The organism is Pantoea phytobeneficialis (genome assembly GCF_009728735.1).
In the GTDB taxonomy this organism is placed as follows: domain Bacteria; phylum Pseudomonadota; class Gammaproteobacteria; order Enterobacterales; family Enterobacteriaceae; genus Pantoea; species Pantoea phytobeneficialis.
The window spans coordinates 3,310,695-3,334,227 of record NZ_CP024636.1 but is presented as its reverse complement, the minus strand read 5'-3'; the positions used below and the strand labels follow the sequence as shown (position 1 = coordinate 3,334,227).

Here is a 23,533-nt window from a genome sequence, read left to right as displayed (position 1 = left end):
GACCGCCGTTTCGCCCTGGCGTAAACTCGCTTTCGCTGCTAACGAGTAACAATAATCAGCAGGTAGTACCAGGAACCACCTCATTCACCCGCCCGGCTCCCCCGTGCGGGTTTTCTTTTTTTCATCCCCGCACCGATAAAGTTCCTGTCCCGGCTATGCTATAACCACTTTTATCTGTAATGCCTCAGGGAATGGACGATGCAAAACCAACCACTTACCTTATTGATTTTGAATGGCAAAGGTGCCGGAAATGAAGAACTCCGCACCGCGGTAAATAAATTGCGTGATGAAGGCTTTAATCTGGCCGTGCGTGTCACCTGGGAAAAAGGCGATGGCGACCGCTACGTGCAGGAAGCCGTCAGTTTGCAGGCGGAAACGGTGGTAGCTGGCGGCGGCGATGGCACCATCAACGAAATTGCCACCGCACTGGCAGCGCTACCCGCAGACCACCGTCCTGCGCTGGGCATTCTGCCGTTGGGTACCGCGAATGATTTTGCCACCAGCGTCGGTATTCCGCTGGAGATGGAACCGGCACTGCGCCTCGCGGTGCTCGGCAAAGCCACCGCCATCGACCTGGCGCGTGTCAATGGCGATCGCTACTTTATCAATATGGCGACCGGCGGTTTTGGCACTCGCATTACTACCGAAACACCGGAAAAACTCAAATCCGCGCTGGGTGGTGTTTCCTATTTCATTCATGGCCTGATGCGTGTCGATGCCCTCAAACCGGACCGCTGTGAAATCGTAGCACCTGGTTTTGACTGGCAGGGCGATGCGCTGGTCATTGGTATTGGCAACGGACGTCAGGCAGGTGGCGGCCAAAAATTGTGTCCTGACGCGCTGATTAATGATGGCCAGCTCAATCTGAGCATCGTCACCGCCCAGGAACTGTTGCCGACCCTGTTGCATTCGCTGACGCGCGATGATGAAAACCCCAACATTGTCTCAGCGAAGTTGCAGTCGCTGAGTATCCGCTCTCCCCACGAGATGACATTTAACCTGGACGGCGAACCCCTGAGCGGTAGCGAATTCCAGATAGAGGTGCTGCCGGGCGCATTGAGCTGCCGTCTGCCGCCGCAGTGTCCGCTACTGGCGTAATTTGTATCTTACGTAGCGGCGCGATTTATCGCGCGAGGTTTTCTGCCAGCATGCACAGAACCGCGCGATAAATCGCGCCACTACGTTCCGATCCCTCCTTTCCCGAGCTGTGACCCTCTTCACAACTCTGTTAAGTCGACTTGTATGGTAGTATTTGCAAGCGTATTTTTTCATCATTGATTTCCCGTTAAAGCCCCTCGACCGTGAATGACGGCCCAGGGCAAAGGAGCTGATGATGAAAAGTGTGGTGATTGAACAACCGGGTGAACTGGTACTGGCAGAGCGTCCCTTACCGCAACCTGCTGCCGGTGAAGTTCGCGTGAAAGTCCAGTTTGCCAGCATCTGTGGTTCGGATGTGCATATCTGGCACGGCCACAACCCTTTTGCTAAATATCCTCGCGTTATCGGGCATGAATTCTTTGGGCTGATCGACGCCGTCGGCGAAGGCGTCGATGCACAGCGTGTTGGCGAACGCGTGGCAGTCGATCCGGTTGTCAGTTGCGGTCACTGCTATCCCTGCTCGATTGGTCGCCCCAACGTTTGCAAGGAACTTCAGGTGATCGGCGTGCATCGCGACGGTGGTTTCAGTGAATTCGCGGTCGCTCCAGCCAAAAACGCCTTTCGTCTGCCTGATACGATTCCCGATAAGCTCGCCAGCATGGTTGAACCCTTCACCATCGCCGCCAACATCACCGCGTTTCTGAAACCACAATCACAGGATGTGGCGCTGATTTACGGCGCAGGCCCAATGGGACTAACCGCCATTCAGGTACTAAAAGGCGTCTATGGCGTTGAACAGGTACTGGTGGTGGATCGTCTGCCAGAACGCCTCGCATTGGCGCAACAAAACGGTGCCGACCAGGTATTCAACAACAGCGAGATCCCGCTGGCGGCGCAACTGGAAGGGCTACAGCCAACACTGATCATCGATGCCGCCTGTCACCCCAGCATTCTGGCGGAAGCGGCCGCCCTCGCCTCTCCGGCCGCACGCATCGGCTTGCTGGGCTTCTCCGGCGAACCGTGCAGCATTACGCAACAAAGCCTGACCAGTAAAGAACTGTCGCTGTTCACCTCACGTCTGAACAGCAACCGTTTCCCGCAAGTGATCGAGTGGATGGAAAAAGGCCAGATCCAGCCAGAGAAGCTGGTGACGCACTACTTCCCGCTGGCGGAAATTGAACGTGCCATGACGCTGTTTGAAAAAGACCCACGCACCTGCTGCAAAGTGATCCTACACATGGGTTGAGTTAACCTTCACACCAGGTGTCCTCTTGCCGGTGCGTACCCGCCGGCAATAATACAATAAAGCAAGATGTCGGAGTTTCTATGTTAAAGAACCTGCGCTGGACCCTCGTACTGCTGTTATTTCTGGTTTATATGATCAATTACCTCGATCGTATTGCCCTGTCACTGACCGTACCGCTGGTGGAAAAAGATCTGATGATCAACGCTGAACAGTTCGGCATGATTTTCGGCAGCTTCTTCTTCGGCTATGCGCTGTTTAACTTTATTGGTGGCCTTGCGACCGATAAATTCGGCCCGACCATTGTGCTGGGCACCGCTGTGGGTATGTGGTCGCTGTTCTGCGGTATGACCGCACTGGCGACCGGCTTCTGGTCAATGATGATTCTGCGTGTGCTGTTTGGTATGGCAGAAGGCCCAATCTGCGCCTCGGCTAACAAAGCCATTAATGGCTGGTTCCCGAAAAAACAAGCGGCTACCGCGATGGGTCTGCTCAGTGCCGGTTCACCGCTGGGTGGTGCCGTCGCCGGCCCAATTGTTGGCTATCTGGCGCTGTCATTCGGCTGGCGCCCCGCTTTCGTGGCAATCTGCCTGATTGGTCTGGTATGGATGGCGTTCTGGTTCTTCTTTGCCGCTGACAATCCGGCGAAAAGCAAGCGCGTCTCCGCGGAAGAACGTGCGCTGGTGGAAAAACTGAAAGCGGAGCAGCCCGGTGAAGAAACCGATCTGTCCGGTGCTGTACATGGTATGGGTTACTACCTGCGCCAGCCGATCATCCTGGTCACCGCTTTCGCCTTCTTCTGCTACAACTACATCCTGTTCTTCTTCCTGAGCTGGTTTCCGGCCTATCTGGTGCAGGCACATGGCCTGGATATCAAAGCCATGAGCATCACCACCATGATCCCGTGGATTGTCGGTTTCGTCGGCCTGGCATTGGGCGGCTGGATCTCCGATAAAATCTTCAACATTACCGGTAAGTTACTGTTGTCACGTAAAATTGTGCTGGTGGTCTCACTGCTGGCCGCCGCAATTTGTGTCGCGCTGGCCGGTACGATAAAAGAGGTGAATTCGGCGGTGATCATGATGTCGATCTCCATCTTCTTCCTCTATATCACCGGCGCGATTTACTGGGCGATTATTCAGGACGTGGTGCACAAAAGCCGTGTCGGCAGCATCAGCGGCTTTATTCACCTGGTGGGTAGCCTGTCAGGCATTATCGGTCCCATCGTCACCGGTTTTATTGTCCAGCACACCGGCAAGTTCGATAGCGCCTTTATCCTGGCGGGTGTGGTTGCGGGACTGGGCGCGCTGCTGGTGCTGTTTGTTATTCGCAGCCCAAAAACCAGTAACAAACCGGTCTCAGCCTAAAAAATTGACCATTGCGGGGCGACTTTACGCCCCGCTTGCTAAAAGGAATGATTATGTTAGAGATTGGCAGCCTTCCCGCCGATGTTCAGCGTCCAGGCTATGATCGCAGCCGCCTGAAAACCCGCATGGTCCACATCGGGTTTGGTGCCTTTCATCGTGCCCACCAGGCACTGGCAACGGACAAGCTGGCGGAACAGGGCAGCGACTGGGGTTATTGTGAGGTGAACCTCAACAGCGGCGCGTTGATTCAGGCTTTACGCCAGCAGGATTTGCTCTACACCCTGACTGAAATGGCTGATGACAGCCTGCATACCCGGGTGATAGGCGTGGTGACTGGCGCGCTGCACGGTAAAGGGGACGGTATCGACGCGGTTATCGAGGCAATGTGTCAGCCGGATGTGGCGATTGTGTCGATGACCGTCACCGAAAAAGGGTACTGCCACCTACCCGCCAGCGGCAATCTCAACCCTGATCATCCCGATATCGTGCACGATTTGGCGCATCCGCAGGAGCCGCATTCGTTACCCGGCCTGATTCTGGCAGCGATTATCCGTCGGCGCGCAGGCAATTTACCGCCCTTTAGCGTGATGTCCTGCGACAACATGCCAGAGAATGGCCATGTGACGCGCAACGTGATTGTGCAACTGGCGGAGCGACACAGCTCAGAACTGGCCGACTGGATCAAAAACCATATCACCTTCCCTTCCACCATGGTGGACCGCATCGTCCCGGCGATGACCGATGCCGCTTTTGCCAGCCTCACTGCGCGTCTCGGTTGCGAAGATCCGGTGGCGGTGGAAGCGGAACCCTTTTTTCAGTGGGTGATCGAGGATAACTTTGTGAGTGGGCGTCCGGCGTGGGAAAACGCCGGAGCAGAACTGGTCAGCGATGTGCTGCCGTTCGAAGAGATGAAGCTGCGAATGCTGAATGGCAGCCACTCTTTCCTCGCGTATCTTGGCTATCTGGCGGGTTATGAACATATCAGCGATTGTATGGCCGATGCGCATTATCGCCATGCCGCCCGTGCGCTGATGATGCAGGATCAGGCTCCGACACTGCGTACCAACGGTGTGGATCTGGCCGCGTATGCCGATTCGCTGATCACCCGATACGAGAATCGCGCCATTAAACATCGCACCTGGCAAATCGCCACAGATGGCACGCAAAAGCTGCCACAGCGAATGCTGGACAGTGTGCGCTGGCATCTGCGCAATGGCTCTGACTGTGACTTTTTGCTGTTGGGTGTGGCAGGCTGGATGCGTTATGTCAGCGGCGTTGATGAGCACGGTCAAGCCATTGAGATTCGCGACCCGCTGAAAGAGGAACTGGCGCGTATTGTAGCGACCAGCGAAGAAGGCGCGCCGCGTGTCCGGGCGTTACTGGGGTTGAAAGCGGTGTTCGGTGACGATTTGCTGCAACACCCAGGCTTCGTGAGCCGGGTGACAGAACTTTATCAGCAGCTGTGTGCCGAAGGGGCGCGTGCCACGGTGCATGCCCTCAGTCAGGGGTAACGCCGCAACAAACTGGTAGCGCAGATGCAGCGTGCTGATTAGACTGAATCTTTCCCATAAAGGCTGGTCAATACCAGCCATAAATACGGATATTGCTGCATGTCAATTGCCTATACCATCACCACCAGCGAACCGGTGAATCAGCAGATCTATCGCTATTTGCGTCGGGACATTGTCACCTGCGTCATTCACCCTGGCTCGCTGCTGTCGGAAAAAGAGGTTTCTGCGCGCTTTAACGTCTCTCGTCAGCCGGTGCGCGAAGCTTTTATCAAGCTGGCTGAAGCCGGCCTGGTGCAGGTATTGCCGCAGCGTGGCACCTTTGTGCGAAAAATCTCTGCCCAGCGCGTTGCTGATGGTCGTTTTATTCGTGAAGCGGTGGAAATTGCCGTGGTCCGCCGGGCCGCGCAGGAAATTACGCCTGTCGCCCTGATGGCGCTGGAGCATAACCTGCAACTGCAACGTTTAGCAGCCGAACGCCACGACAGCCAGGCGTTTCTCGCCCTCGACGATGAGTTTCATCGCCTGATTGCGGAAAGTATCAACTGTCTGCTGGCCTGGGAAACGGTGGAAAATATCAAAGCGACCATGGACCGGGTGCGTTTTCTGACATTAAGCGAAGTCTCACCGCCGGAGAACTTGATCCAGCAGCATGAAGAGATTTATGCGGCGCTGAAAGCGCACGACGTTGAGGCTGCGGAGTCGGCAATGCGCCGCCATTTGCAGGAGATGATTATGACAATAACGCCGATTGCAGAACGCAATAGCGAGTGGTTTGAAGCGCCTTAAGCAGTGTGACATGCCGTAGCGGCGCGATTTATCGCGCTGTTTTTTTGCGGCATCATGCGCAGAATTGCGCCGCTACGGTTTAATTATGCGATCGTCACATCTTTGGACAAATACACATCCTGCACCGCGTTAATCAGCTCCACGCCCTCTTTCAGCGACTTCTTAAACGCTTTGCGTCCCAAAATCAGTCCCATACCGCCGGCGCGTTTGTTAATCACCGCCGTACGCACCGACTCGGCCACATCGGTTGCCCCTGCTGCCGCACCGCCAGAGTTAATTAACCCGGCGCGCCCCATATAACAGTTTGCCAACTGGTAGCGTACCAGGTCGATTGGGTTTTCGGTGGTCAACTTGCTGTAAACGCGATCATCGGTATGGCCGAAATTCACCGCGGTATAACCCCCATTATTCTCTGCCATTTTTTGCTTCACGATATCCGCGCCAATGGTCGCGGCCAGATGGTTGGCCTGACCGGTTAAATCGGCGCTGGCATGGTAATCCACGCCATCTTTCTTGAAGCCGTTATTGCGCAGGTAGGCCCACAGCACCGTCACCATACCCAGCTCATGCGCACGTTCAAACGCGGCGGAGATCTCTTCAATCTGGCGACGTGATTGCTCAGAACCGAAGTAGATGGTGGCCCCGACCGCAATGGCTCCCATATTGAACGCCTGCTCGACGCTGGCGTACAGCGTCTGATCATATTGCGTCGGATAGCTCAGCGTCTCGTTGTGGTTCAGCTTCACCATGAACGGGATCTTGTGCGCATAACGCCGCGCCACCGAGGCCAGCACACCGTAGGTGGAAGCGACGCAGTTGCAGCCCGCTTCAATCGCCAGCTCAACAATATTTTTCGGGTCGAAGTAGTGAGGATTGGCGGCAAATGAAGCGCCGGCGGAGTGCTCAACCCCCTGATCAACCGGCAAAATCGACAGGTAACCCGTCCCAGCCAGGCGACCGGTGTTGTACAGCGTTTGCATGTTGCGTAATACCACAGGAGAACGATTGTTATCGGTCATTACGCGATCAACATAATCCGCGCCCGGTAAATAAAGGCTTTCCGCTGGAATGGTCATGCAGCGATGTTGAAGAAGGCTATCCGCTTCTTGGCCCAATAACTGAACGATGTCCGTCATACTCACTCCTGATTAATGGCTGGATTGGAACCGGCACCTGCCGATTCGCCCCCAACAGCCTGGACCGGGATCCGCCAGGCTGGCAAATTGCTGACTCCATTTTTCAGACAGATACGCAGGCAAAAAATGGCAATTCGGCGTTACGCCCTACCACCAACGATGAAAATGGTGCACCGGTCCAATGCCTTTTCCGACTTCCAGAGAATCGGCATGCAGTAACGCTTGTTGCAACCAGGCTTTAGCCTCGGAGAGCGTCGCAGCCCAGTCATCATGGCGTGGACGTAGCGCCGCCAACGCAGCTGACAGCGAACAACCGGTGCCGTGGGTGTGGCGAGTATTGACGCGTGGCGCGGTAAAACGCTGACGTCCGTTGCGGGTGATAAGCCAATCCGGGCTCTCCGCATCACTCAGATGTCCTCCCTTCATCAGTACCGCTTCACACCCGAGATCCAGCAATGCATCCCCCTGCATCAGCATCGTCTTCTCATCCTGCGCCACACTGCGGCCAAGCAGCGCTGCGGCTTCTGGCAAATTCGGCGTAATCAACGATACCTGTGGTAACAACAACTCACGCAGGCTGGCGATGGCATCCGGTGATAACAACGCATCGCCACTTTTGGCAATCATAACGGTGTCCAGCACCACGAACGGCAGGCTGGCACGCTTCAGCTTGTCAGCGACAATTTCCACCACCGCCGTTTCCGCCAGCATGCCAATTTTTGCCGTGTCGATACGCACATCATCGAGCACCGAATCCAGCTGCGCTCCGACAAAATCTGGTTCGATACGATAGACCGACTGCACACCACGGGTATTCTGGGCCACCAGCGCGGTAATGACGCTGGTGCCATAGGCACCCAGCGCGGAGAAGGCTTTGAGATCGGCCTGAATTCCAGCACCACCGCTGGGGTCAGTACCGGCAATAGTCAATGCGTTAATACGTTTCATGGCGTCACCTCCAGTGTCCACAGCGCATCCAAAAAGGCAGCAACAAAGCTGCCCGGCCCCTGGACCTGACGTGCCGCCCGTTCACCGGCCAGTGACATGACCCGACAAGCTGCCGCCACATGTTGCAGACGTTCACCCGGCAGGCTGGCAAAAGCCGCCACCACTGCCGACAGCGCACAACCTGTCCCCACTACGCGTGTCATCAGTGGGCTGCCGCCCGGGATGGCAAAGGTATGCTGACCATCGGTAACGTAATCCACTTCGCCGGTTACCGCCACAATGCTGCGGTAATCGTGCGCCAACTGTTGAGCAGCGCTGAGTGCGGCGTCAGCCTGATGCAAGCTGTCCACGCCACGCCCGCCCGCCGCCTGGTTCGCCAGGGCAAGGATTTCCGAGGCGTTGCCACGGATGGCTGCCGGTTGCTGGGTCAATAGCTGCTGACAAAATTCGGTGCGAAAGGTTAACGCGCCCACCGCGACCGGGTCGAGCGTCCAGGGTGTGCCGGCACGGTTTGCCGCCTCTACCGCAGCCTGCATGGCGATGCTGCGATCGCGCGTCAACGTACCCACGTTAATGAGCAGAGCATCGGCATAACCGCTGAACTGTGCGGCCTCATCAGCGTCGATCACCATGGCAGGTGAGGCACGCAGTGCCAACAGGACATTAGCGGTAAAGGTCTGTACCACATCATTGGTCATGCAATGTACCAGCGAAGCATGTTGATGCAGTAACTGAAGCGAGTGCGCGAGTTGCGCGGAGGAAAGAAGGTCAGGTTGTTTCATAAAGCTCCCAACCGGCGATCAAGAAGGCGAATGCGGTCAGGCATCTGACTTCCCTACGCTGGCATTATCCAGATCAGGTGGTACGGGTATTTCTCAGCCTTCACAAGGAAGGGCACCCCGAGTCATTTATATGACTGGCAGATTAGGGCAAGTGACTTGCTGACGCAAGCCCGCCCTGCTCAATATACCGCTGGGCTTTTTCCCCCATACGTTGCGTAGCGGCGCGATTTATCGCGTAAAACTTCAAGTTCGTGTGATAAATCGCAGCACTACGATTGAAAACAAATACACATTGCGCATGTGGTCGTTGCTTGTAAAATGACCACCGAGATTATTCCCACAACAAGATGAAGGATTTATGGCAAAAGGAATTGTGCTTTGTCAGGGAGACAGGACGTCATGCGGCGGCAAAATCACCGCAGACGCAAGAAGGCGATCCTGTTACCTGTGGGAAAGATGGTAAGACCTACAAGATTATCGGAGGCATACCTTTTTACACCAGCGGCCCCGATAAAAAACGTATTGCCGGATCGCTTGATAGCCACAGTTCATGTCCTTGCAAGGCTAAAATCACACCGTCTAACGCTTATCCTGGCTATGTGAAAGAAGAACCCCCTGTCTCGCGAGAGACTGGTTTAGCGGCTTAGGCTCCAGCCGCATTAATGCCAAAATTTCAGTCAGAACCAGAACAACATGCAATTCACTCAATTAATGAAATCGATGAGGCTTGCTCAATTGGCCGGGAAGATGAATGTTCTAAGAAAAAATACACCGAGATTGGTCGCTTCTCTGGAGGACTTGCTGGTGGTTATATTGGAATACGCTTCAGATAAAGGCGAATACCTTGGTGAACTTTTCTATAATTCGGTAGGTAAATGACATGAACGTTGTATCTGCTATTTTATTTTCGTTATTTCTCGCCTCTACAATCACAACATATGGATATTCCGCGTTAAAAACCGAAAGACACATTATGTTATGTACTCTCTTTCGTGAAAAATCTGGATACTTACCCAATGGAATGACCCTTGCTCAGAATGGAGGGGCTTTCTTTACCTTCCAAAAAGATTTATATTTCTTCTTGCCACTCATTGTCAGAAAAGGCAGTTTTACTGTTAGAAACATGAAATCAGAACATTATGACTTCATACGAAGTCTACCACATGAAACGACAGGATGGTTGAAGATCAAGTTCTATTTATTTACCATAACGACCACTCTACTTTTTTAAATTTTTTATTTGATTGTTTTTCATAAAGGCATTATGAAATCATACGTAAACAACATGCATCCTCACTATAAACCCGCGCGCCAGCATAAGTAAAAAACCCCGCAGAACGGGGTTAGTCAGTTATTTTCTTCCTGAAAATCACTTTCGCTGATATTGATTCAAGTACTGCTTAACTTTCTCAGTACCATTACCTACGTTAGCAACAGCGGTACGCAATTGTGTCGCGCTCACTTCCAGGGTGTTCGTCCAATACTCAACCTCCCAGGTTTCAGTAAGACTAATAAAGCGTTTGTCTTCCGGTTGTTTTCTCTTTAAATCATCAGCCATTTTGCAGCTCCTGAGGTTAATCCTGAAAACATGACTATCGCTTCTTAAGAAGAGTAACTCGTTAGCTTAACCGAAGGATGTTAGCCGTCCGGTGATTGCCATACAGCCCCACTTAAGGCCAGGAGCCAGCACAGCGCTGGCTTCCGGAAAAAATCCTAGACAATATGGCTGACGATATCAAGGTATAGCAACTATACCAAAGAACAACAGAATAAAACTTTTTTGCTGCATCTAAAGGCTGAATGTTGTTCCCGGTTTTCTGCTAATCAACAGGATCAAGTACTGAGAAACAATTGACTCACATAAACAACAAAACAGTAACATTATGATATTAGTGAATTAAATGCTGATTTTTGCGTCCTGCGTCATAAATCGTACTCATCGTCATTGATAATTCGCGTCACGAAAAATAGCATCTGCGCACTGGTTACACGAAGTAACAGTAAATGGAAAGCATCATCACACAAGGGATTATCACGGAGGATTTACCATGCACAGGACAGTTCGCACGTCGCTATCCACAGCTATCGCCACTGCACTTCTCATTACATCATTTATCCCTGCCCCTGCTTTTGCAGCCGGTTTCATTGATGACTCATCCCTGACCGGTGGTCTCTACTACTGGCAGCGGCAGCGCGATCGCAAAGAGATGGATCCGCAACAGGGTAAATACGGCCAGTATGATGCCAACCTGCATCATGCAACAGGCAATGCCAGCCTCGATTTCTCCTCAGGCTATCTGGCGGACGTCATCGGCCTTGACCTTGCTGCGTATGGCGCGCTGGAGCTGACTCATGGTGGTCCGGCTGCACCCAACGAAATCGGGTTCAGTGATGCCAGCAACCGCTGGGATGAAAAATGGACCGGTGATAAAAGTGGTGCCAGCTTGTACAAAGCTGCGCTAAAAACCCGATGGCAGGATTACTGGCTGCGTGCCGGATATCTACAACCCACCGGCCAAACGTTACTGGCACCGCACTGGAGTTTCCTGCCGGGAACTTACCGTGGTGTCGAGGCGGGAACCACCTATGATTTTGGTGATACGGGAGCCCTTTCCTTCTCATGGATGTGGACCGATCAATACAAAGCGCCCTGGTACCAGCATATGTACAACTTCCGCAAAGCAGACGGCACTACGGATGTACCGTGGCTGCAATCTTTCGGCGCGAAGTACGATTTTAAAAATAGCCTGGTCGTGGAAGGGGCTTACGGCCAGGCCGCAAACTACATGGATCAATACTTCGCCAAAGCGTCGTATCAACTGCCGTTGGCCGGTTCGCCGTTGCGTACCAGTTATCAATTTTATGGTGCACAGGATCGCGAGGGAGGCGGCGCCAGCAACGTCAACAATGTCTATGACGGTTTAGCCTGGCTCCAGGCGATGACACTCGGCTACACCCTTGGCGCATTTGATTTCCGCCTGGAAGGCACCTGGGTAAAAGCAGAAGGTAATCAAGGCTTCTTTTTACAACGCATGACGCCCTCGTACGCCAGTTCCAATGGTCGCATGGACGTCTGGTGGGACTCGCGTTCAGACTGGAACGCTAATGGTGAGAAAGCCGTGTTTGCTGGCGTGATGGCCGATCTCGCACACTGGCAATTGCCGGGTTGGCAGGTTGGTGGCTCCTATGCCTATGGCTGGGATGCGAAGCCTTCCACCAATCCCATATACAACCAACAGCAGCGCCTGACAGAATCCGCCTGGAGCCTTGATCTGGTGTACACCTTGCAGGAAACACGCGCTAAAGGGACGCAGTTCAAATTGCATTACACCCAATATGACAACCATAGCAACCTGCCGAGCTACAGCGGTGGCTACGGCAACATCTTCCAGGATGAAAAAGACATCAAATTTATGGTCATTGCTCCCTTTACTATTTTCTGACGCTAAGCGGGCTGGATCCCGCTATTGTCATCCATGCACAAGGATAACCGCATGAAAAAGTTACAGTTAAGCTTTCTGGCACTCAGCATGATGGGCATTACCGCCTGTAGTGCCGTACCGCAAAATCAGCAACAGGTCGTCGATCAAATCAGTCAATTTGGTGTGCAGTACCAGGTCACGGATAACCAGGCTGCCAGCCACGGCGTGGATTGCGCCCAACTGGGTGCTGACTGGGCATCCTGCAACCGGGCAACCATCAGATTGACCAACCACGGTCCGGCCATCACCAGCAAAAACTGGGCGATTTATATGAGCAACGTGCATGAAACCCTGCGCGTTGATAATGACCAGTTTAAAATGACGCATATCGTCGGTGATTTAACCCGACTGGAGCCTACGGATAAGTTCACCGGATTTGCTGCCGGGGCCACGGTGGAGATCCCCATCGTCAACGAATACTGGCAACTGTTTATTACCGATGTAATGCCGCGCTGGTACGTCACTGCGGCAGGAGCATCGCCCAAGATTATCACCAGCACCGACACGGAAAATTTAACCGATTTTGTCATGCCGTTTGGCGAACAGTGGAAACGTACCGCAGATGACAAAAACGTGCTGATGCAACCGGTCAGCCGCTTTGAGAAAAATGCCGATATCAAGCTGCTGCCTGCTGTTTCGCTGCGTGGACAGATCACCCCCACGCCGCGATCGGTGAACATTCATACGGCAGATGTCGATCTGAGTCAGGGTGTCGCACTCCAGTTGAATACCCTGACGGCTGACCAGGCGGCGGCAGTGCAGCAACGCTTTGCCCTGCTGAATATCAAGACGAACCCAACCGGTTATGGCATCGCAACGCAAATCGATGCCGCACGCTTCAAGGGAGAAGAGGCCGTGTCCGGGGCGTATCAGTTAACCATCACCCCACGCGGCACTGACATCGTCGGCTATGACTCTGCGGGCGTTTTCTATGGACTGATGTCGCTGCTGTCTCTGGTACCGGCAGAGGGTAAACCGCTGATCGCCACCCTGGAGGCCCAGGATGCCCCCCGCTTCGCTTACCGTGGTGCATTCCTCGATGTGGCGCGTAACTTCCACAGCAAACAGGCGGTACTCAGCATGCTCGACCAGATGGCGGCATGGAAGATGAATAAATTCCATTTCCATCTGAGCGACGATGAAGGTTGGCGCATTGAAATCCCCGGACTGCCGGAACTGACTGAGGTTGGCAGCAAACGCTGTCACGACATGGATGAGCAACGCTGTCTGGTGCCACAACTGGGTTCTGGACCGTTTAGCGATAACAACGGCAGCGGCTACTTCAGCCGCGCCGATTATATCGACATCGTGAAATACGCTCAGGCACGCAACATTGAAGTGATCCCGGAAATTGATATGCCCGCACATGCCCGTGCTGCGGTTATAGCGATGGAAGCGCGTTATAACACCCTGATGAAGGCCGGTAAAACCCGTGAAGCGAGCGAGTTCCGCCTGGTCGATCCCACCGATACGTCTAACACCACGTCAGTACAGCTGTATGATCGCACCAGCTATCTCAATCCCTGCCTCGACTCGTCGCAGCGTTTTGTTGATAAGGTGATTGGAGAGATCCAGCGAATGCATCGTGAAGCCGGCCAGCCGCTGAACACCTGGCATTTTGGCGGCGATGAGGCGAAAAACATTCGCCTTGGTGCCGGTTACACCGACATCTCTAACCCGGAAGCTGGTAAGGGGGTCCTGGACCAAAGTAAAGAGGATAAACCCTGGGCGAAATCTCAGGTCTGCCAGGCATTGGTGAAATCCGGCAAGGTACAGGATCTGGAACACCTCCCCAGCCACTTCGCGTTGGAGGTCAGCCAACTGGTCAAAGCGCACGGCATTCCGGTGATGCAGGCGTGGCAGGATGGTCTGAAAGATGCAGCTAATGCACAGGCCTTCGCCACGTCCCGCACCCGCGTTAATTTCTGGGATACGCTTTATTGGGGCGGGTTTGACAGCGCCAACGACTGGACGCAGAAAAACTACGATGTGATCATCTCTAACCCGGATTACGTCTATATGGATTTCCCGTATGAGGTCAATCCTCTGGAACGCGGTTATTACTGGGGCACCCGTTATAGTGATGAACGCAAGATGTTCAGCTTCGCACCTGATAACCTGCCGCAAAATGCTGAAACCTCGGTTGATCGTGATGGCAATGCGTTTACCACTACCTCGGAGAAACCCTGGGGTGGCGCATATGGTCTTTCTGCCCAGTTGTGGAGCGAAACCGTACGTACCGATCAGCAGATGGAATATATGATCTTCCCGCGTTTGTTATCCGTGGCCGAACGTAGCTGGCATCGCGCCAGCTGGGAACTGGATTATCAGCAAGGTCGCAACTTCAAAGGGGGAGAAACCCAGCATGTTAATCAGAAGCAGCTCAAGCGCGACTGGCAACGTTTTGCCAATCTGCTGGGGCAACGCGAACTGGGTAAAATGGATAAAGCCGGTATCCACTACCGTCTGCCGGTGCCTGGCGCACGCATTCTCGAGGGTAAGCTGGAAATGAATGTCGCCCTACCTGGTTTGCCGCTGCAATATAGCCTCGATAACGGCAACAGCTGGCTGGATTATAACCCACAAGACCGTCCTGAGATTGGCGTAAACGACAAGGTGATGGTGCGCAGCCAAAGCCCGGATGGTACACGGATAAGCCGCGTAGAAGCACTGTAAATCGCGAAATTGCGCTGGATCAATTCAGGCAGGTAATCAACCACACCGGTCTGACTGATCCAGCGCAAATTTTCATACCAACGCTAAATCAATCAAAATAGAGGCGACGCATTAAATAACCAATAAGAGTTACGCGAATGAAATTAAATTAATAACAAAGATCAAAATAATTAAAATAAAACCATCATCCGCGGCGGGGTATTTTTATCTGCAAATAAGAAATAATATCAAAATGAGACCGACATCACTGCAACTTGATTAATATCAAGCCGCCACCAGGAAAAAAACGGCCTAATTTCATTCCGGACTAAAAGCTCATAATTCCGGTAAACACAATGAAATTAAAATTATTCAGTTTTATTCCGCACGCACACAAATGGCGCAACATCACGATTTCACGTAAAGGCGCAGTTTCACCAGGCGGCCGCCACTATCACTCCACGCATGTTCAGGCTCATTGCAAAAGGTGTGGCGAACGCATTCATCGCGTTTATTATCGTGATATCAGCGATGCCGAAGCGCGTCGTTGGTTAGGATAATCGTCTTAATATCAGCGGATTGTATGTTGCAGCCCTTGGCTGGCATGTTACCCTGCAAGCATTGACCTCTTGCCAATATTGCAGCTATGCCTGATTTGCTTACAACATTGAGTCATCAGATCTACCTCTCGGCCCCATTATTTATCCTTATTTTTCTTGGCTACTGTCTGACCCGTATTGGCAAATGGCCGGCCAGCATCAGCGAAGGGATGAATCGGTTTGTTTTCAACGTTGCCCTGCCCTGCATGCTGTTTGATGTAATGAGTGACTTTTACAAAAGCCCACCCGTGGATTTCCGTCTGCTGCTGGCATTTTTTGGTAGCTGTTTGCTGGTGTTTATTGTCGGGCGCATCATCGCAGCAAAAGTGTTTCAGTTGGAAAGCATCGCCGGGTCGGTGTTTGCACTGGGCGGTATTTTTTCCAATAACGTGATGCTGGGTATTCCGATTGCCACCGTGCTACTCGGGGAGCAGGCGTTGCCCTCGGTGGCGCTAGTGCTGGTATTCAACAGCCTGATCCTCTGGACATTACTCACGGTTTCGGTGGAGTGGTCAAAACACGGCAGCTTCTCACTTCAGGGTCTTGGCCGAACGGTGATCAGCGTGCTGAAGAATCCGTTAATTATCGGCATCCTGAGCGGCACGGCATGGAGTTTCCTGCAACGACCGCTGCCCCTGATTGCCGCCCAACCAATTGACATGCTCGGCACCATCGCAGCACCGCTGTCGCTGGTGACGCTTGGCATGAGTCTGGCCCATTACCGGGTACGTGATGGCCTGAAGGAGAGTTACAGCATCTGCATGTTGAAACTGATTGTGCAGCCGATGTGTATCTGGGCGATCGCATGGCTGACCGATCTCCCGGCGTTGGAAAGTAAAGTGGTGGTTTTACTCGGTTCGATGGCGGTCGGGGTCAATGTTTATCTGATGTCACAAAAGTTTCAGGTACTGACCGGTCCCGCAGCAGCCAGTATGTTGTTTTCAACGCTATTTGCCGCAGTGACGACCCCAGTGTGGATGATGCTGATGACGCTGGCCGGTTATTAAGTTGCCACCTCGCGTAATGCCGCGTAACGGCGCGATATATCGGGGAAATTTTCACAAAAAAAAGCCCCGCAACACAGGTTGCAGGGCGGTTGCGTGGCTATCGCAAGAAAACTTATTCAGCCGGTTTGGTGCGGATCAGATAGTCAAAGGCGCTCAGTGACGCTTTCGCCCCTTCACCGCTGGCAATGATGATCTGTTTGTACGGCACCGTGGTGCAGTCGCCCGCAGCGAATACGCCTTTCAGGCTGGTTTCGCATTTGGCATCAATAATAATTTCACCCATGCGGTTGCGTTCCACCGCGCCTTCCAGCCAGGTGGTATTTGGCAGCAGGCCGATCTGGACAAAAATACCGCTGAGTGCAATTTCATGGCTGGTCTGGGCGTTGCGGTCAATATAAGACAGACCGGTCACTTTGCTGCCGTCACCTTTCACTTCAGTGGTTTGCGCGTTCAGGATCACATCCACGTTTTTCAGGCTGCGCAGTTTATCCTGCAACACCTTGTCGGCACGCATTTCACTGGCGAATTCCAGCAGCGTCACATGTTCAACGATACCTGCGAGGTCAATCGCCGCTTCAACGCCAGAGTTACCTCCGCCGATGACTGCCGTGCGTTTGCCTTTGAACAGTGGGCCGTCACAGTGCGGGCAATAGGTCACGCCTTTGGTGCGATACTCTTCTTCACCCGGCACGCCCATATTACGCCAGCGAGCCCCGGTCGCCAGGATAATGCTGCGTGATTTCAGCACTGCGCCAGATGCCGTTTCAATCGCATGCAGGCCACCCTCTTTGGCGGCAGGGATCAGTTTGATCGCGCTCTGGGTGTTAATAACATCCACATCGTAATCATCAACGTGTGCGCGCAGTGAACCGGCCAGCTTCGCGCCTTCGGTTTTCGGCACTGAAATGTAGTTCTCGATGTCGACGGTATCCAGTACCTGACCACCAAAACGCTCGCCCATCAGGCCAGTGCGGATACCTTTACGTGCGGAGTAAATGGCTGCCGCTGCCCCCGCCGGGCCGCTGCCTACAATCAGCACTTCATAGGCATCACGTTTGTTCAGCTCTTCCGCCGCGCGTTTTTCAGCGTTGGTATCCACTTTGCCGACGATCTCTGCCAGGCTCATGCGGCCCTGGCCGAACTCTTTACCGTTCAGGAACACCGCCGGAACGCCCATCACGTTACGGTCGGTGATTTCATTCTGGAACATGCCACCGTCAATCGCGGTGTGGCTGACGTTCGGGTTCAGGATCGCCATCAGATTCAGCGCCTGCACCACATCCGGGCAGTTGTGGCAAGACAGGGAATAATAGGTTTCGAAATGGAACTCGCCTTCCAACGCAGCGGCCTGATCCAGCAGGCTTTGTGCTTCTTTAGAAGGATGTCCACCGGTTTGCAGCAGTGCCAGCACCAGTGAAGTAAATTCGTGGCCCATCGGCGAACCAGCAAAACGCGGGCCGCTGTGGCTGCCAGGGTTAGTAATCAGGAACGAAGGTTTACGTACCGGGCGATCGTTCTCTTCGCGGAAGCTGACTTTGTCAGACAGGCTCGCGATATCTGCCAGCAGGGTCCGAATCTCTGTGGATTTGGCGCCATCATCCAGTGTGGCAATTAACTCAACCGGTTTCGTTAATTTCTCAAGGTAAGCCTTGAGTTGGGTTTTTAAATTGGTGTCGAGCATAATAAGTTCCTGTTGCTGGTCGAAAAATCGGGTGCCGTAGCACCCGATTGGAGAAAAATCGAAGAGCTGGGAGGTTGCTTAGATTTTGCCAACCAGGTCCAGTGACGGAGCCAGAGTTGCGTCGCCTTCCTGCCATTTAGCCGGGCAAACTTCACCTGGGTGAGAAGCAACATACTGAGCCGCTTTCACTTTACGCAGCAGGTCAGATGCGTCACGGCCAATGCCTTCTGCGGTGATTTCGATAGCCTGGATGATGCCTTCCGGGTCAACGATGAAGGTACCACGATCTGCCAGACCTTCTGCTTCACGCATGATTTCGAAGTTACGGGTCAGCGCACCAGTCGGGTCACCGATCATCGCGTATTTGATTTTCGCGATGGTTTCAGAAGAACCGTGCCAGGCTTTGTGGGTAAAGTGGGTGTCGGTAGAAACAGAGTAGATATCTACGCCCAGTTTCTGGAATTCTTCGTGATGATCAGCCACGTCGCCCAGTTCGGTCGGGCAAACGAAGGTAAAGTCAGCTGGGTAGAAGAAGAAAACACTCCATTTACCCTCAACGTCTTTCTCGGTTACGTCGATAAATTCGCCGTTTTTGAATGCTGCGTTTTTGAACGGTTTAATTTTGGTGTTAATGATAGACATCGGGTGACCTCCGTTAAAAGATGTGATGCAGGTTACATAATTTTCGGGCCAACATCTAATATGCAGCCGTTATCAATTGGATAAACAAAAGCTATCAAACGCGGTAAGGCCCGAGGGGTGCGGCCTGCCGCGGCATTCTACACAGAAATAACCCTGATTTAACGTGGTTTATCTTTTTGCCGCATCGCTGCTACTTTTGAGTTAACCGCCTGCTGGAGTTTATCTGTGCAAATCCGATTTTTTCAGGAAGCTGATCGCCCTTTTCTGCGCACGTTGTTCCTCGCCGCACGCCGTTCCAACTGGACCTGGCTTAAGGGGGATGACTGGCAGTTGGAAGATTTTGACCGGGTGATCCTCGGTGAGACGGTGCTGGTGGCCGAGGTGGACGGACATCGCGCCGGGTTTGCCGGGGTGCTGGATAATGATAATTTCCTGCATAGCCTGTATGTTGACCCGGCTTTTCAGGGCCAGGGCGTTGGCAGTGCATTGCTGAAAGCCGTGCAGGCACGTTTTACCGGCACCGGCGCGTTAAAATGTTTGCTGCTGAATGTGCCGGCGCAACGCTTTTATCTGCAACATGGCTGGCAAAAGGTGGCGCAAGGTGAAAGCGATCAGGGGAAATATCTGTTGATGCACTATCCGCTGGCGACACGCACCAGCGGAACCTGAACCCTTAAACCGCGCGGAAGGCGATATCGCCGGGGATTACTTCCCCCTGCCAGTAAAGCTGCGCGGCGACACGTCCCGCCAGTTGGCGATACAACGCGGTAAACTCGCTATCGGGACGGCGGATCACCGTCGGCTCGCCATCATCCAGATCCTCACGCAAGTTAATATGCAAAGGCAACTGAGCCAGCAGACGGGTGTTGTAATCCTGCGCCAGCTTTTGTGCCCCGCCAGTGCCAAAGATCGGCTCATGATGACCGCATTCGCTACAGATATGAATGCTCATGTTCTCCACCACGCCAAGTACCGGCACGTTGACCTTCTCGAACATCACAATCCCTTTGCGTGCATCAATTAACGCAATGTCCTGGGGCGTAGTGACCACCAGCGCACCCGTGACGGGCACATTCTGTGCCAGCGTCAGCTGGATATCGCCAGTGCCGGGCGGCATATCCAGCACCAGATAATCCAGATCCGGCCACAAGGTTTCATTCAGCAACTGCATCAGTGCCTTGCTGGCCATAGGGCCACGCCACACCATCGCGTTGTCATCCGTCACCAGATAACCAATCGAGTTAGTTGCCAGCCCGTGCGCCATAATCGGTGCCATATGGGTGCCATCTGGCGAGGTCGGTCGTTGGTTTTCGGTGCCGAGCATATTCGGGATCGACGGACCGTAAATATCCGCATCAAGGATGCCGACGCGCGCGCCTTCCGCCGCCAATGCCAGCGCCATATTCACCGCGGTACTCGATTTACCGACGCCGCCCTTGCCTGAACTCACGGCGATGATATTTTTCACTCCGGTGGCTCCGGGATGATTTTTCACCCGCTTCAGCGTGGCGATATCGTGCCGTAGCCGCCAGTCAATGGCATCGCTCTGCGTCAGTCGCAGCAGCTCGCCACTGGTCTGTGCTTTCAACTCTTCAAACGCACTGGCCCAGGCGAAAGGCATCACCAGTTCAAGATGCAGTTTGCCATCCAGTAACGCCACATGGCGCAACGCTTTCAGGGTGGTCAGATTGTGTTGCAGTGTCGGGTGTTCAAAGCCACTCAGCACGCCCATCACCACGGCACGTAGGGCCTCGGGTGAATATTGTTCCCGGGATAGTGAAGTCATCCCCGCTCCTTACTCTTTATTCTGACGCTGAATTTCAGCGATGTGTTTTCAATAATATCAGATAGGCGCTAAATGTGACCGTGGTTGTCCCCAGAGAGTGCTTCGGTTAACATCTTAAGCCCGATTTTTCATTTACAGAAAGCTACGCAAACTATGACTCAAGTCGCTAAAAAAATTCTGGTAACGTGCGCGCTGCCATACGCGAACGGTTCAATCCATCTCGGCCACATGCTCGAGCATATCCAGGCAGACATTTGGGTGCGTTACCAGCGAATGCGTGGCAATCAGGTTTACTTCATCTGCGCTGATGATGCGCACGGCACACCGATCATGCTGAAAGCCCAGCAGCTCGGTATCGCGCCTGAGCAGATGATTGCTGAGATGAAGCAGGAACACGAGACAGATTTCGCCGGCTTCGACATCAGCTATGACAACTATCACTCGACGCACGGCGATGAGAACCGCCAGCTGTCGGAGCTGATTTATCGCCGTCTGAAAGAGAACGGCTTTATTAAAAATCGCACCATTTCTCAACTGTTCGACCCGGAAAAAGGCATGTTCCTGCCTGACCGTTTCGTCAAAGGTACCTGCCCGAAATGTAAATCGCCGGATCAGTATGGTGACAACTGTGAAGTCTGTGGCGCGACCTACAGCCCGACGGAATTGATCGAGCCAAAATCCGTCGTCTCTGGTGCGACACCGGTGATGCGTGATTCCGAACACTTCTTCTTCGACCTGCCGTCTTTCAGTGAAATGCTTCAGGCATGGACCCGTTCTGGCGCGTTGCAGGAGCAAGTGGCGAACAAGATGCAGGAGTGGTTCGAGTCTGGCCTGCAACAGTGGGACATCTCGCGTGATGCCCCGTATTTCGGCTTCGAAATCCCTGATGCTCCGGGCAAATATTTCTACGTATGGCTTGATGCGCCTATCGGCTATATGGGTTCCTTTAAGAACCTGTGCGACAAACGCGGCAATATCGATTTTGACGAATTCTGGAAACAAGATTCCACTACCGAGCTGTATCACTTTATTGGCAAAGATATCGTTTATTTCCACAGCCTGTTCTGGCCAGCGATGCTGGAAGGCAGCCAATACCGTAAGCCGACTAACCTGTTTGTACACGGCTATGTGACGGTAAACGGCGCGAAGATGTCGAAATCACGCGGCACCTTCATCAAGGCCAGCACCTGGTTGCAGCACCTGGATGCCGACAGCCTGCGTTACTACTACGCGGCGAAGCTCTCTTCACGCATTGATGATATCGATCTGAATCTGGAAGACTTCGTCCAGCGCGTCAACGCAGACATCGTCAACAAAGTGGTGAACCTGGCGTCACGTAACGCGGGCTTCCTGACCAAACGCTTTGGCGGCAAACTGTCGGCTGAGCTGGCGGACCCTGCGTTGTATCAGACCTTTATCGATGCTTCTGAGAAGATCGGCGAAGCCTGGGCCAGCCGTGAATATAACCGCGCAATCCGTGAAATCATGGCGCTGGCGGATCTCGCCAACCGTTATGTGGATGAGCAGGCACCGTGGGTGGTAGCGAAACAGGAAGGCCGTGACGCTGACCTGCAAGCCATCTGTTCAATGGGTATCAACCTGTTCCGCGTACTGATGACCTGGCTGAAGCCGGTACTGCCGTCGCTCAGCGCGCGTGCAGAAGCCTTCCTGCAAAGCGAATTGAGCTGGGATGCCATTCAGCAACCGCTGTTGGATCACAACGTGGCACCGTTCAAAGCGCTGTATGGCCGCATTGAGATGGCTAAAGTCGACGCCCTGGTTGAAGCATCAAAAGAAGATGCTGCCGCGGCCAACAAACCGGCTGTTACCGGACCTTTGGCTGACGCGCCGATTGGCGATGCCATCACCATTGATGATTTCGCTAAAGTCGATATGCGCGTGGCGCTGATCGAGAAGGCTGAGCTGGTGGAGGGTTCGGATAAATTGCTGCGTCTGGAGCTGGATCTTGGCGGCGAAAAACGTCAGATCTTCTCGGGTATCCGTGCTGCCTATCCGGATCCGTCCGTGTTGGTCGGCAAGATGACCATCATCGTTGCCAACCTGGCACCGCGTAAGATGCGTTTTGGTATCTCGGAAGGCATGGTGCTGTCAGCCGGACCGGGTGGAAAAGACCTGTTTGTATTGTCGGTGGATAGCGGCGCGCAACCGGGGATGCCGGTAAAATAATACGCTGCTGTTACCCTCACCCCGGCCCTCTCCCGCAAGCGGGAGAGGGAGATGTTTGTGCGGCCCTCTCCCGCTTGCGGCAGAGGGAGATGTTTGTGCGGCCCTCTCCCGCTTGCGGCAGAGGGAGATGTTTGTGCGGCCCTCTCCCGCTTGCGGCAGAGGGAGATGTTTGTGCGGCCCTCTCCCGCTTGCGGGAGAGGGAGATGTTTGTGCGGCCCTCTCCCGCAAGCGGGAGAGGGTTAGGGTGAGGGTGACCAATTAAGTTGCCGATAAATCTCCTCCACCACCGCATCTAATTCGCAAAACACCTGATTATTCCAGAAGCGAATCACCCGCCATCCGCAACGATGCAAATAGGCTGTCCTGACTTCATCGTAGTGCAACGTCGATTGTTCAGCGTGCTGACCACCATCAAGCTCGATAACCAGTAAACGCTCGATACAGGCAAAGTCGACAATGTAACGTCCGATTGCGTATTGCCGACGGAATTTTACCCCGCATAAATTCCGGTCACGCAAAAAACGCCATAACCGAAGTTCCGCCTCAGTCATATTCTTGCGAAGCTCACGTCGCAGCAGAATCGCTCTTTTCATTCTCACCTCCTTATGAACGCCGCCAGACTA

Annotated in this window: 18 protein-coding genes and 1 riboswitch; of the genes, 10 read left to right on the top strand and 8 right to left on the bottom strand. The window is 53.5% G+C overall.

Annotation, left to right across the window (positions count from 1 at the left end; all coding sequences use genetic code 11):
• Positions 1 to 198 precede the first annotated feature (198 nt).
• From yegS to CTZ24_RS15425, 5 genes are all read left to right on the top strand, one after another.
• Complete coding sequence (yegS, locus tag CTZ24_RS15445) at positions 199 to 1,098, top strand: lipid kinase YegS (RefSeq protein WP_208723972.1); 900 nt, start codon at positions 199 to 201, stop codon at positions 1,096 to 1,098.
• Positions 1,099 to 1,333: 235 nt separating this feature from the next.
• Complete coding sequence (locus CTZ24_RS15440; RefSeq protein WP_208725569.1) at positions 1,334 to 2,344, top strand: Zn-dependent oxidoreductase; 1,011 nt, start codon at positions 1,334 to 1,336, stop codon at positions 2,342 to 2,344.
• 80 nt (positions 2,345 to 2,424) lie between these two features.
• Positions 2,425 to 3,708 (top strand): MFS transporter, encoded by a 1,284-nt coding sequence (locus CTZ24_RS15435; protein ID WP_021185999.1) that lies wholly within the window; start codon positions 2,425 to 2,427, stop codon positions 3,706 to 3,708.
• A 53-nt stretch (positions 3,709 to 3,761) separates the two neighbouring features.
• Positions 3,762 to 5,219, top strand: a complete 1,458-nt coding sequence (locus CTZ24_RS15430; protein WP_208723971.1) for a mannitol dehydrogenase family protein — start codon at positions 3,762 to 3,764, stop codon at positions 5,217 to 5,219.
• Positions 5,220 to 5,318: 99 nt separating this feature from the next.
• Entirely contained in the window at positions 5,319 to 6,005 is a 687-nt protein-coding gene (locus tag CTZ24_RS15425) for a GntR family transcriptional regulator (RefSeq protein WP_208723970.1), read from the top strand.
• A gap of 83 nt (positions 6,006 to 6,088) precedes the next feature.
• Here the strand turns inward: CTZ24_RS15425 and fbaB are convergent, their stop codons facing one another.
• The 4 genes from fbaB to CTZ24_RS15405 all read right to left on the bottom strand — a co-directional run bounded on the left by fbaB (position 6,089) and on the right by CTZ24_RS15405 (position 10,429).
• Entirely contained in the window at positions 6,089 to 7,141 is a 1,053-nt protein-coding gene (gene fbaB / locus CTZ24_RS15420) for a class I fructose-bisphosphate aldolase (protein ID WP_021186002.1), read from the bottom strand.
• 147 nt (positions 7,142 to 7,288) lie between these two features.
• The gene (gene thiD, locus CTZ24_RS15415) at positions 7,289 to 8,089 is read right to left on the bottom strand and encodes a bifunctional hydroxymethylpyrimidine kinase/phosphomethylpyrimidine kinase (protein WP_021186003.1); all 801 of its coding nucleotides are present in this window, start codon (positions 8,087 to 8,089) and stop codon (positions 7,289 to 7,291) included.
• Entirely contained in the window at positions 8,086 to 8,871 is a 786-nt protein-coding gene (thiM, locus tag CTZ24_RS15410) for a hydroxyethylthiazole kinase (protein WP_208723969.1), read from the bottom strand. Before thiM ends, thiD begins: the two co-directional genes overlap by 4 nt.
• A 33-nt stretch (positions 8,872 to 8,904) precedes the next feature.
• A riboswitch (TPP riboswitch) is annotated at positions 8,905 to 9,001 on the bottom strand.
• A gap of 1,239 nt (positions 9,002 to 10,240) precedes the next feature.
• Positions 10,241 to 10,429 carry a DUF3606 domain-containing protein gene (locus CTZ24_RS15405; protein WP_036627648.1) on the bottom strand — a complete coding sequence of 63 codons (189 nt, stop codon included), beginning with the start codon at positions 10,427 to 10,429 and terminating at the stop codon, positions 10,241 to 10,243.
• A gap of 490 nt (positions 10,430 to 10,919) precedes the next feature.
• On the opposite strand from CTZ24_RS15405, the gene chiP reads away from it, so the two are divergent.
• The 3 genes from chiP (at position 10,920) to CTZ24_RS15385 (ending at position 16,614) form a co-directional block, all read left to right on the top strand.
• Positions 10,920 to 12,314 carry a chitoporin ChiP gene (chiP, locus tag CTZ24_RS15400; RefSeq protein ID WP_208723968.1) on the top strand — a complete coding sequence of 465 codons (1,395 nt, stop codon included), beginning with the start codon at positions 10,920 to 10,922 and terminating at the stop codon, positions 12,312 to 12,314.
• 51 nt (positions 12,315 to 12,365) lie between these two features.
• Positions 12,366 to 15,029 (top strand): beta-N-acetylhexosaminidase, encoded by a 2,664-nt coding sequence (locus tag CTZ24_RS15395; RefSeq protein ID WP_208723967.1) that lies wholly within the window; start codon positions 12,366 to 12,368, stop codon positions 15,027 to 15,029.
• Positions 15,030 to 15,654: 625 nt separating this feature from the next.
• Positions 15,655 to 16,614, top strand: coding sequence for an AEC family transporter (locus CTZ24_RS15385; RefSeq protein WP_208723966.1), 960 nt, complete (start codon positions 15,655 to 15,657; stop codon positions 16,612 to 16,614).
• A gap of 112 nt (positions 16,615 to 16,726) precedes the next feature.
• On the opposite strand, the gene ahpF is transcribed toward CTZ24_RS15385, so the two are convergent.
• Positions 16,727 to 18,295 carry an alkyl hydroperoxide reductase subunit F gene (gene ahpF / locus CTZ24_RS15380; RefSeq protein WP_208723965.1) on the bottom strand — a complete coding sequence of 523 codons (1,569 nt, stop codon included), beginning with the start codon at positions 18,293 to 18,295 and terminating at the stop codon, positions 16,727 to 16,729.
• Between the two features lie 78 nt (positions 18,296 to 18,373).
• The gene (gene ahpC, locus CTZ24_RS15375; protein ID WP_013509781.1) at positions 18,374 to 18,937 is read right to left on the bottom strand and encodes an alkyl hydroperoxide reductase subunit C; all 564 of its coding nucleotides are present in this window, start codon (positions 18,935 to 18,937) and stop codon (positions 18,374 to 18,376) included.
• Positions 18,938 to 19,162: 225 nt separating this feature from the next.
• Between ahpC and CTZ24_RS15370 the strand changes: the two genes are divergently transcribed.
• Positions 19,163 to 19,606 carry a GNAT family N-acetyltransferase gene (locus tag CTZ24_RS15370; RefSeq protein WP_208723964.1) on the top strand — a complete coding sequence of 148 codons (444 nt, stop codon included), beginning with the start codon at positions 19,163 to 19,165 and terminating at the stop codon, positions 19,604 to 19,606.
• Positions 19,607 to 19,610: 4 nt separating this feature from the next.
• On the opposite strand, the gene apbC is transcribed toward CTZ24_RS15370, so the two are convergent.
• Positions 19,611 to 20,723 (bottom strand): iron-sulfur cluster carrier protein ApbC, encoded by a 1,113-nt coding sequence (apbC, locus tag CTZ24_RS15365; protein ID WP_021186012.1) that lies wholly within the window; start codon positions 20,721 to 20,723, stop codon positions 19,611 to 19,613.
• Between the two features lie 153 nt (positions 20,724 to 20,876).
• Between apbC and metG the strand changes: the two genes are divergently transcribed.
• On the top strand, positions 20,877 to 22,910 hold the full coding sequence (metG, locus tag CTZ24_RS15360) for a methionine--tRNA ligase (protein ID WP_036627651.1): 2,034 nt from the start codon (positions 20,877 to 20,879) through the stop codon (positions 22,908 to 22,910).
• 239 nt (positions 22,911 to 23,149) lie between these two features.
• Here the strand turns inward: metG and CTZ24_RS15355 are convergent, their stop codons facing one another.
• On the bottom strand, positions 23,150 to 23,503 hold the full coding sequence (locus CTZ24_RS15355) for an endonuclease domain-containing protein (RefSeq protein WP_021184986.1): 354 nt from the start codon (positions 23,501 to 23,503) through the stop codon (positions 23,150 to 23,152).
• Between the last annotated feature and the right edge of the window lie 30 nt (positions 23,504 to 23,533).